General features: G+C 67.8%; 8 protein-coding genes. 2 read left to right on the forward strand and 6 right to left on the reverse strand.

The window, feature by feature from the left end; translation table 11 throughout:
* On the forward strand, nt 1–509 hold a 509-nt coding region (locus ACFXAE_RS35635; RefSeq protein WP_384723701.1), incomplete at its 5' end, for a hypothetical protein.
* 363 nt (nt 510–872) lie between these two features.
* On the opposite strand, the gene tpg (ACFXAE_RS35640) is transcribed toward ACFXAE_RS35635, so the two are convergent.
* The 5 genes from tpg (ACFXAE_RS35640) to ACFXAE_RS35660 all read right to left on the reverse strand — a co-directional run bounded on the left by tpg (ACFXAE_RS35640) (nt 873) and on the right by ACFXAE_RS35660 (nt 7,486).
* Entirely contained in the window at nt 873–1,373 is a 501-nt protein-coding gene (tpg, locus tag ACFXAE_RS35640; RefSeq protein ID WP_279562803.1) for a telomere-protecting terminal protein Tpg, read from the reverse strand.
* 132 nt (nt 1,374–1,505) lie between these two features.
* A complete protein-coding gene (locus tag ACFXAE_RS35645; protein ID WP_384723704.1) occupies nt 1,506–2,756 on the reverse strand; it encodes a hypothetical protein in 1,251 nt (416 codons plus the stop codon).
* 345 nt (nt 2,757–3,101) lie between these two features.
* Nucleotides 3,102–3,659, reverse strand: coding sequence for a telomere-protecting terminal protein Tpg (gene tpg, locus ACFXAE_RS35650; RefSeq protein WP_189292890.1), 558 nt, complete (start codon nt 3,657–3,659; stop codon nt 3,102–3,104).
* Between the two features lie 15 nt (nt 3,660–3,674).
* Complete coding sequence (gene tap, locus ACFXAE_RS35655; RefSeq protein WP_384723707.1) at nt 3,675–5,930, reverse strand: telomere-associated protein Tap; 2,256 nt, start codon at nt 5,928–5,930, stop codon at nt 3,675–3,677.
* 110 nt (nt 5,931–6,040) lie between these two features.
* The gene (locus tag ACFXAE_RS35660) at nt 6,041–7,486 is read right to left on the reverse strand and encodes an HNH endonuclease signature motif containing protein (RefSeq protein WP_384723711.1); all 1,446 of its coding nucleotides are present in this window, start codon (nt 7,484–7,486) and stop codon (nt 6,041–6,043) included.
* A gap of 451 nt (nt 7,487–7,937) precedes the next feature.
* Here ACFXAE_RS35660 and ACFXAE_RS35665 point away from each other — a divergent pair, with 451 nt between their 5' ends.
* A complete protein-coding gene (locus ACFXAE_RS35665) occupies nt 7,938–8,480 on the forward strand; it encodes a hypothetical protein (RefSeq protein ID WP_384723713.1) in 543 nt (180 codons plus the stop codon).
* On the opposite strand, the gene ACFXAE_RS35670 is transcribed toward ACFXAE_RS35665, so the two are convergent.
* Nucleotides 8,437–9,100, reverse strand: a 664-nt coding sequence (locus tag ACFXAE_RS35670; protein ID WP_384723716.1) for an IS5 family transposase, incomplete at its 5' end; no start/stop codon positions are given. The genes ACFXAE_RS35665 and ACFXAE_RS35670 overlap by 44 nt on opposite strands.

Genomic DNA, 9,100 nt, shown 5'->3' on the forward strand with positions numbered 1-9,100 from the left:
CGACGAAACGATGGTCCATCACTCCCACACCGACGCCGCACCTATCCCTGACCAGCGAAAACGCAGTCGTCAGACTCGGAAAGACAACAGCCTCTTACGATCAAGCGGCCAACGGACATCTGGCCGACCTCTTTGCCGCGCTTCCCTTGCCAGGCACGCCCGATGGTGCTGAGTTCTGGCGTTCCTTGGGGCAGGCGGGAGGTGACGCCGCTCTCTACATCGATCCCGGCAACGCGGGTGGTCCGTTCTTCGAGCGCATTCTTGAAAGCAACGAGGGAGGCATCGCAGACCGCGTACTCAGCTTTCTGGGAGAACTCTCCGACCAACAGCGCGACGCTGTAGCCGACGTGCTCGGTGACGCATTGGCGCGTGACACGTTCACCGGCGGAAGTCGGTACCTGGGGCGGCTGTGGCTGCGCGACGCTGAGACCAGTGCCTGGCACGTTCTACTCGCCAGCCGGCGGACGGACGACCGCACACGCTTCCTCGAAGCCTGGGGCAACGCCTGAGCAGCCTGGGCGATGAGTGGGCGCGGGCCGCGCCGAACACGTCGTCGAGTCGTAGACGGTGCCCGGGACGGCGTCGGCGAGCAGCTGGTGGACACAACTCCCAGTCCGCGAGCTCCGCCGGGCCCCGGACGTCGTCGGCCGGGTCCTCGTGCCGGGACGCCTGCCGGGCATCGAGCCGCGCTTCCTCGAGGGCCGCTGCAACAGCGCCGGCGTCCATGGCCCGGTGACGGCGGGGCAGGGTGAGCGGTCGGCGGGTACCGCCGTCGGGCAGTCATATCCTGGTCGTCTTCGACCTCGCATTCGTGGTGAGAAATCAGAGCGGACCGCCGCCAGAACGCTTCTGAGGCTACCCGCCGGATTTCTTTATAGCAGGCTGGAATTCGACTGCGTCAGAACAGGAAATCCACAGCTTGAACGTGCGTAAAAATCCGCACGCAGACCATGGGCGCGAGTGCCCCACTCAGTGAAATACGACTCGGTGATGGCCTCCACGACGAGGGGATGCAGGTCTTCCTCCGTCGCTCCGGCCTCCTGGAGGTCCAGGATCTGCTGCACGGAGGTGGGCGAGATCGGGGTGGTGATGGTGCGTGTACGGCCGTTGTCGGAGCTGCCCGAGGCGATGAACCCGAAGTAGGCCGTCACCTCCACCATCATCCTGCTGGAGGTCGACACCTTTTTCCGAGTCTGATCCCTGACCTGCGGTTTCCCCTTGCATTGAGTCTCCTCGACCAGGGCGGCCTGCAGACGCTTTTGCGGGGTCTTCAGCGTTCCGGAGCGGTAGCGCTCGATGGTGCGGCGTGAGATGCCCAGGCGCTCCGTCAGGACTTTGGTCGAGCCCTGCGCCCGCGTGAGGAGGAATTTCATCGGGGCTGTTGCGGATTTCGGCGCGGGACGGGTAAAAGCTCTCCTGTTCTCAGATCCCGTGTCATTTTCTCAGTCGCGGTGTCATGTGACTGGCCGAACTGGCACGGGATTGAGAATCGCTGGCCACTGCCGTCACTCGTTTGAGGACTCCGTTGCCAGCGGGATACCGCACCGCGGGCAGCCGTTTGCGTGGTCGTCCGGGCAGACGTAGCCGATGGCACCGTCCACGCACCATTCGGCGGCCTCCTCGGACAGCAGGTCGGGCCCGGCATGGAGCAGCCGACGAAATTCCGTGGTGTCCGCAATGTCGGCCGGGCGGTTAGTGAACCACTCGTCGAACCAAGGCTTGTCCCGGTGCATGCGCCAGTGCGCATTCTTCCGGTCGTCGACAGCCGTAAGGAACCGATCGACGATGCGCCCCCAACTCGGAGCTCCGAACCAGCCGCTGTCGGACGCGCAGAAGGATTCGATCAGGGTTCGCAGGCCGAACTCCTTCTCGTGAAGGCAGTACCTTCGCCCCCATGAGATCGCGACCTGTGCCATCTCCGCGAGTTCTTCTCGCGGATCAACCTCGTGCGCCGGGTCGTCAGGGTTGTGGCAGGACAGCCCAAGCTCGAGCACAGACTGCGCGGTCGGTAGAACCCGAGACGGGTTGACGATCGCGAGACCGACAGCGATCCAGTCGACATGGTCGAACGACAGCATCGAGCGCACGAGTCGGGTGGTTGCCGTGTTGATCCGCATCATTGTGCCGTCGTGCAGCGGACTCTTCCCGGCATGCCAGTTCTCGACGGGTGTGTTGCGCCACACCGCGAGCGTGATGCGGGTGGCGGCCAGCCACAGCAGGGCGTCGTCGTCGAGGTGCCCGAACCGCTTGGCACACTCCTGGGCGCCGTAGGTGATCAACTCTTCCGGTTTCGGCCACCTGTGGCTGTCGGGCCCTTCAGGCCCTTCAGGCGCGTACTCGTAGTCGTCGGCGTACTCGTCGAGGATCGCGCTCAACTCGGCTGCGCTGTAAGCCTCGCTGTACTCGGAGCTCTCCGGCTCCTCGACGGTGTACATGTCGTGGTCCCAGGAGACATATACGTCGCCCCAGAGCACGACGTCTTCGCACTCGCTGGCGTTGTCCGTCACAACCGGCCTGATGGTGATCGGCGCAGTACGTCCGTCGGTTCGCTCGCCGTCCTTCTCGGCGGCCCATGCAGTGATGACCCCGAGCGGCTTCGGAAGGAGAGGACCGACCTCGGTGATGCTGAACGGCTCGTCGTCGTCATCGGTGTCGAACCGGCTGTTGACGAACGCGACCGCCTCGGAGGGCGTGCTGACGATGGACTGGCTACCACTCTCGTTGTCAACCACTCGCCACAACGCGCTGTTCTTCACGATGCTCTCCGATCGCGGTGAGCGCACCCGGGGCGGGTGCGATGTGCCGGGTCGCTCGGCACTGACTCCGATTATGGGCTGATCAACTGTCCGTAGTCCCGCAGGCGCTTGTCGGCGACGAAGCTCGGGACGTTCGTGTGCAACCTGCATCCCCGATCTCTATACGCGCCCCTGGAAGGCGTTTGGTCATGCATGGATCAGGATTAGGTACTCACCTCGGGTGTTGGCTGGTGGAGGCCGCGGTCGTTGGACACGGCACGTGTGCATGAACATCCGAGCCCCCACGGATACGCAAGCGAGCCCGGACCAACTGGGCCGGGCTCGCGGCCTGTTCGGGGCGGGCTGCTACAGGTCGAACTCGAGGTGTTCGACGTCGGTGAACCGGACCTCTTCCAGGCTGCCGGCGCGGCGGCCGCCGTCCTGGAAGTAGACCTCCTTGAGGGCTTCGGCCGCGATCTCCTGGAGTTCGGTGTCGCTTGCGCCGGCCGCTTGGGCGTCGAAGAGGCGGGCAGCGTAGCGGGGCGGCAGGGCGACGGTCAGGTGCCGGATGCGGTCCTGGTCGGTCGAGCCGATCGGCGCGGTGTAGCCCATGCGGGCGCGGGCGTCGATGACGATGCCGCCGGTCGTCGTGGCCTTCTTGCGGGCCTTAGCCCGGATCTGCGGCTGCCAGCGCTTGATTACCTCGCGCTCCAGGCGGGCGGCGAGGTCGGGGCGCGGCTTCTTGGCTGTGCCCGCTACGTACCGCTCCACCTGCCGCTGGGACATGCCGAGCAGTTCGGCGACCGCTTTCGTGCCGCCGAGCTGCTTGACCATGTACCGCATCTGCGGGCCCGCGGACTTGGGTGCGGGGCGGGTGAACGCCTTTTGCACCGCCTTGTCCAGGCCGTCCCCGAACATGCTCATCGCTTGCCTGCTCCCCTACTCGCCGTTGTCGATGTCGGTGACGGTGCCGTCCTTGATGTACCGGGCGAGGTTGAGCTCCGGGGCGTTGAACCGCTCGCGAACCTCCTCGCCCCACAGCACAGACTGAGTACCTTCGTGCTTGACCAGGCCGGGGTTGACGCCGAGCTTGAAGCCGCCCGGCAGCGGCTTGCCGTCGCGGTAGGGCAGGAAGTCCAGCGGGGAGGGCCCATCGGCGGCGTAGACGACGCAGTCGGACAGGACCGCGACCGGGTACTGGCCGGTGAACGCGGCGTGCTTGATGATCTTGCGGTGCAGGTTGATCCGGGTGCGGGAGATGACTGCCGCGCGGATGTCCGGGCGCCACGTCGGACGCGACAGCGCTCGCCACGGCTCGCCCGGCTTCCAGCCCTCCCCACGCGGGCGCTCGCGCAGCTTGCCCAGGCCGCCCTTGACCGTGGCCTTTATGGCCGAGACGACGATCGCCAGTTCCGGGTCGCGGTCCTTGTAGCCGTCCATCGCGGTGAGGAAGTCGGCCGGGGAGAGGTCGGCGTGGACGCCGAGGTCGGCCATCGTGGCGAGGTACGCGTCGCGCAGCCGCTGGTACCAGCCATCCAGATAGCGGCCGTTGTCATACCGCAACCAGGCCTCGACCGGCGTGACGTCGTAGCCGAGCTCCTGCGCGTAGGCGACAGTCGGTGTCGTGTACCAGGCCGGGCCCTCGGGCCGGTCTCCCTTCGGCGTGAACGGGCTGGGCAGCAGACTCGCGTCCAGGTCTGCCCACTTGTCCTTGCCGACCTTCACCCGGGACAGGGCGACGTGCGAGAGGTCCACCAGCCACGATCCGGGCAGCTTCGCATCGAACTCCGGCGCTGTCACGTGCGTCGGTGCGCCCAGGCCGACGATCAGGCCATTGGCGCCGGCGGCGAAGGCCAGGTTGACGTCGATGCCGACCAGGTGCCGCTGCATGCATTCGGCGTCGGTCATCGGCCGCGCCCAGTCGTAGGCCTCCTCGAACAGCTTCTCCGCCGAACCCCGGACGTGGAAGCGCGGCAGGTCCTTGAGGAGCGGGTGTCCGTCGGGGGCCTCGCACGGCGCCGGGTCGACCGGATCCCTGCCCAGGGATCCGGGGTTGTGCTCGGAGTGGCGCTTGCCGTCGGCGTCCGGCTCGGAGGCCCTGGTCGGAGGGTGCAGCGCGGTCATCAGCTCCAGGCCGGTCACCGCGGTCGAGCCGCAGGGGGTCATCACCCGGGACGCGTACACACCCAGGACGCGGGCGAGTTCGGCCGGCGGGAGCTGCGCGGCGTGGCCCCAGTGCCGGGCGCCCAGCGCGTTCCACGACGGAATGCACAACTGCACGCAGGACCGCTCCGAACCGGTGGCCGGGCGGTAGATCCGCGCCCACGGCCCGAACCCGCGCTTCGTGAGCTTCCACTCCGCACGGACCAGCTGCTTGACGACCTTGTGGCCCTCCGGGATCCGACCGGCGAGGCGCTCGTCGTCGGCGAGGGTGACGGGCAGTCCGTAGCGCTCCAGCGCGGCCTCTGTGAGCACGAGCAGCGGGTCGCCGTCCTTACCGGGGCCGGACAGTCTCGGCTGGCCGAGCTTCGCTTCCTTCAGGGTCCAGTCCACCAGGGTCGGCAGGGACTTGGCGGGCACGTCCAGGATCAGGCCGCCGGCGCAGTACGCCATCACCTGCCCGTCCTCGACGTCGACGACCGCCAGCGGCCCGTTCTCGAACCGCGGGTCGGCACCCTCGGTCGGGGTCCCGGCCGGGGCCGCCTTCCGCGCGGGCGGACGACGCGACGTCGACGACGGCCCGGTAGCACGCGAGGGACGCGGTGCACCCTCCGAAGCCGGGGCGACGGGGGCAACAGGTGGCTGGGGGTGCTCAGTTACGGTCCCGGCCGCAGCCTCGGGTCCCGGACTGGGGGGCACGGGGCGCGCCTGCTCCGAGGCGGGCGCGGGTGCTGCCGGGGCGGGCGTGCCGGCGACCGCGGTGGGCGCCGGGGCTGCCGGCTCTTCCGGGGCGGGGTAGAGCTCCGCGAGTTGCCGCAGCAGCCGCGCATACGCCTCACGCTCCCGGCCCCGCGGCTCGACCGGCTTCGTCAACGACTCCCAGCCCGACACCGTGGCCCGACGCACCTGCAACGCCGCAGCAACCTCATCCAACGTCAGACCGTGCGCGGTACGCAGCCGCTTACGCTCCACCGCAGGCGGCAACGGCGAGCGAGATGCGACCAGCGCATCCACCGCATCAAACAACTCGGACATGCAGCACCTCCAGAGCACCACCCTACCTTCAATAACCGTACGAAGTACGTACGTAGACCGTACGAATCGCGCTCTATCGGCGTCCGAGGGGAGCTACTTCTCGGTCTCGGTCAGAGGGTGTTCGCGGCCGCATGTGCTCGCTCTGCGACGCCGCGCAATATCTTGGTGAGCTGCTTCCGGGTCCGCCCGCGCGTCTTGACCGCGTGACAATTCGGGCAGAGTGCGACCATCACTCGTGGGTGGTCGCGGCCGCCCCCGGCAATCTCGTCTATGTGATCGACTTCCAGTAGTGCTTGGCCGGCATCCGTGACATCGTCTGGCTGGCCGGTGCACGCCGGGTTCTCGCACCGACCTTCGCACCGCTCCAGCACCGCTTTGCGGGCCTCCGGAATTCGCACAGGCCGAGCTGCTCCAGCGGCCCGTTTCCCTCGCGCCGCCTCCTCTTTCCGCTCGACCAACGCAACCAGCCGTCGGTACTCCCCTGATCCACGCGGCTCCGACACCAGGGCAGCCTCCGACAAGGCGGGATCCGTAGTCTCGTTCTCATGCGACCGGCTCCTCGCCTCGCATCGCTGGTGCCGGAGCCAGCCGCGCGGGAGGTCGCCCTTCTTGCACACCGGGCACACACCCTTGACGGCTTTCCCTGTCCGGCCAGAGACGCTCGACGCTTGCGCGGGAATCGACCGCATGGGCGTCACGGTCAGGTCCGGCTTCTTGCTTATGGGAGTTACGCCTTGGTCACCTGCTTCCAAAGTCCTCCTGGTCTGGAGGATCTCTTGGTATCGGGCGTTGTCCTCCTTCCGCCTGCGGGCGGCCTCGCTCTCGCCTCGCCCATTGACGAAGCGCTCCATGTCCCGCTCATGCCGCCCCGGCTCGCGCCGCGCCTGCTCCAGCCGAATCTGGTAGAGCCGCACGAGTTCGCGCTGGAAGCGGGCGCCGCTGACGCGCTGGAGGATATGGGCCCGGCGATATTTCCTCCCCCGAGGAAGGGGACCCAGCTCGGTGATCAAGTGTCGGCTCCAGCCTAGGGCCTCCAGGTCGGCTGCGGTGCACAACGGCTGCGCGGCTTTGGGGAGAAACACAAGAGCACTGATCGGCAGACGAGCCAGGTCCTTTTCATGCCGCTTTGTGAACTTTTGGGCTCGGATCACGCCTGCCAGGAGCTTCGTGCTGTAGGTCAGCGTCCGCTCCAGGTGATCCGGCTGCGGAGCTGGCACTGCCTCACCACTTTTCAGTCTCGGCTTTCTGCCCCTGTCACGCTTACGCGGCTTCGGCGCGACCTCTGGAAGCGGGTTGGCGAGAACGTTCTTCCATCCCTTGGCAGCGCGCTCAGCCGGGGTGGCTGTGGCACCTGCGGGGACTGCGCCGTCGAGCAGGCCGCGCTCACGGTACAGCTGAACGAGCCGGGCTTGGGCACGGCCAAGAGCGACTTTTGCATCGTTGGCGGCCTGGATGTCTCCCCCCTCGAAGCTGATCCGCTCTCGTGTCCGCAATCGGGCAATGGCCAGGGTCAGCTCGTTCGCATCGGAGTAGCCCTCGAAGTCCTGGTTGCTCACTGGCCACTTGCCCCGTCCTAGTCGCCGCTCAACTCATTGTCGTTGCAAGGCATCGGCCGCGGCGGGACTTCAGTCGATTGGAAGCCGATCCCAGCCCAGTCCCTTCGGTCCCATCGGCCATCGACTCCCGGCATGCAGACGGCCAGCGCACGCCTTTGGGGCTGGTGGAAGGCACCGGCGGCACGCCGGCTACTCCGGCAGAGGTCGGGGTCAGGTGATGTCAGGCCGAGCGGGGAACGGGACGTCTCACCGCAGCGCGGGCGGTCCAGAACGAACTTTCTGCTGCAATGAAATGAGAACCGCAGCACTACCCGGATCAGAGCTCCTGATACGGCTCTAAGTGGTTGTTGTCGTTCCGGCGTTGAGGGTTGCGTTTCCGCTGGTCGGGCGTGGGGTCGGGGGTCTCGGGGAGTGGTGACGTGTCGAGTCGTCGCTCAGGTGGAGGTCGGGGATGCCGTCGGTCGTGGGGCTGCTGGAACAGCGTGAGCTGACCGCTCGCCGTCGTATGGACGAGCTGCGGGAGGAGGCCGACCGCATCCAGGCTGAGCTGGTCGTGGTCGAGCGGGAGTGGAACGAGTGGGTCATCGCCCGCTCGCGTGTCGGCGAGGTCCTGGCCCCGGGCGATGGCGATGCCGGCTCCGGCGCCTGCGAGGAGCGGTCGGATCGCGGTGATCTGCCGGCAGCGCCTGGGACCTCGAGGGCCGCGAAGCCGAAATCGGTGGTGCCGATGTGGCGTGCGGGACTGGTCTGGTCGGCACTGTCGGCGGACTACCAGCGCATCCTGGCCGCGCTCGCGGATCGGGTCCGTCTCGGCCAGGGCCCGTTGACCTGCCAGGAGATGGCCGCCTGCTTCGGCCTGGACCCGGTGCCGGCCAAGGTGGAGGCGTTGCGGTCGAAGGCGAAACGCCTGGTCTCGCGGGGCTGGCTGGCCGAGCCGGCACCGGGCCGGTTCACGCTCGCGCGGAGCGTGAGCGGGCCAGACGGCGGGTCATGACCATGGTCATCGACCAGTAGATCATCGCCTCGGCGCTGGTCGTGCGGCGTTCGAAGTCGCGCGCCAGGCGGCGGCTTCGCATCAGGTGGGCGAAGAGCCGCTCGACGATCCACCGCTTGGGCAGCACCACGAAACCGCGCGTGTCGTCGCTGCGCTTGACGATCGCCAGGACCAGAGCGAGCGCGGCCAGGCAGTGCTCGACGAGGCTGCCGGTGTAACCGCCGTCGGCCCAGACCAGGGCCAGCAGGTGATCCGGGGCGGCGACCTGGGCCAGCAGGACCTGGGCCGCCGCACGGTCCCCGACATCCGCGCTGGTGACCATCACCGTCAGCAGGAGGCCGAGGGTGTCGACCACGGCGTGCCGCTTGCGGCCGTTGATGAGCTTGCCGCCGTCGAAGCCGCGGCTGCCAGCGCCGACGACGGCGTCCGCCTTGACCGACTGTGAGTCGATGACCCCCGCGCTCGGCTCCGGGGCCCGCCCTGCCTGCTCGCGGACCTTGCGGCGGAGGCGGTCGTGGAACTCCTTGACCAGGGCGTTCTCGCGCCATCGGCGGAAGAACGCGTAGACCCGGTCCCACGGCGGGAAGTCGGCCGGCATCGCACGCCACTTGATGCCGTTG

The sequence above is a fragment of the Streptomyces sp. NPDC059454 genome, assembly GCF_042749965.1.
In the GTDB taxonomy this organism is placed as follows: Bacteria; Actinomycetota; Actinomycetes; order Streptomycetales; family Streptomycetaceae; genus Streptomyces.